General features: G+C 45.4%; 3 protein-coding genes. All 3 read left to right on the top strand.

The annotated features are described in order from the left end of the window. The first annotated feature begins 9 nt into the window (after positions 1–9). Positions 10–171, top strand: a complete 162-nt coding sequence (locus F6K49_RS52555; protein ID WP_293111054.1) for a DUF4351 domain-containing protein — start codon at positions 10–12, stop codon at positions 169–171. 46 nt (positions 172–217) lie between these two features. After that, positions 218–352 carry a hypothetical protein gene (locus tag F6K49_RS52550; protein ID WP_293111052.1) on the top strand — a complete coding sequence of 45 codons (135 nt, stop codon included), beginning with the start codon at positions 218–220 and terminating at the stop codon, positions 350–352. Between the two features lie 44 nt (positions 353–396). Further along, the coding region (locus F6K49_RS52545; RefSeq protein ID WP_293111050.1) for a hypothetical protein at positions 397–1,050 on the top strand (654 nt) is incomplete at its 3' end.

Below are 1,050 nucleotides of genomic sequence, written 5' to 3'. Positions count from 1 at the left end.
TACTCAATCGTGATACGTCAACTGACCCGTCGGTTTGGTAATGTTGACGATCAGCTACAACAGGGGATTCAAAAGCTTTCTGTGGCTCAATTGGAGGAGTTGAGCGAGGCGCTGTTGGATTTTGAGACAGTCACCGATATAGCTGTGTGGTTGGCATCCCATCAGCAATAAAAAAAGCGATGCTCTCAAAGAGCCCCTACGCGAACGCGATTGGCCTATGGCCAGGCTAAAAGCGATTGACCTTGGCCAAAAGGCCACGCTACGCGAATGGTCACGCTACGCTCCGGAAGCTTCGCTTCCGCTAAAAGCGATTGACCTTTGGTCACGCTACGCGATCGCTTTTTTTGACTAAATCCTGTAAACTCGGCCAGGTACTGTTAACCTAAGATAACTACCTTGGCTTACGATAATATCTGTAAATATCTCGCCGAAAACTACCCAGCTGATTTGGTCAAGTGGCTTCATGATATTGAAGTTACTGAAATATCAGTCCTGAAAACTGAGTTAAATACCGAACCGATTCACGCCGATTCCTTGACGCTGCTGCAAACCCCTAATCAAATATTGCAGTGGGAATTTCAAACCCTACCGGCTTCCAAGCCATCCCTACCATTGAGAATGCTCAAGTATTGGGTCAGACTCAAAGAAAAGTATGATTGTCCCATAGAGCAGGTGGTGATATTTCTGAAATTCACTCGCTCAGAAAAAGTTTATACTAATCAGTTGGTCGATACTAACACCAGCCATCGCTATCGAGTAATCAGGATGTGGGAGCAAGACCCTGAGCTATTTTTGGCCAATCCCGCCTTATTGCCCTTTGCTCCTCTGGCATTCAGTGAGTCTCCGACAAGATTATTAGAGCAAGTGGCGGCAGCAGTGGATAGGATTGAAGAACCACTAGCTTTTACTAACATATCCGCTTGTACCCAGTTACTAGCTGGTTTGCGGTTTGACCAACGGTTGATCACAGAATTATTTCCGGAGGACGTGATGCAAGAGTCTGTAATTTATCAGAAGATCATTCAAAAAGGACATAAACTTGGTTTACTG

It is taken from the genome of Moorena sp. SIO3I6 (genome assembly GCF_010672095.1).
This window is presented reverse-complemented; position numbering and strand designations above follow the sequence as displayed.

Coding starts and splice junctions, on each gene's coding strand:
- F6K49_RS52550 (WP_293111052.1), top strand. CDS start 218: ATGGCCAGGCTAAAAGCGATTGACCTTGGCCAAAAGGCCACGCTACGC.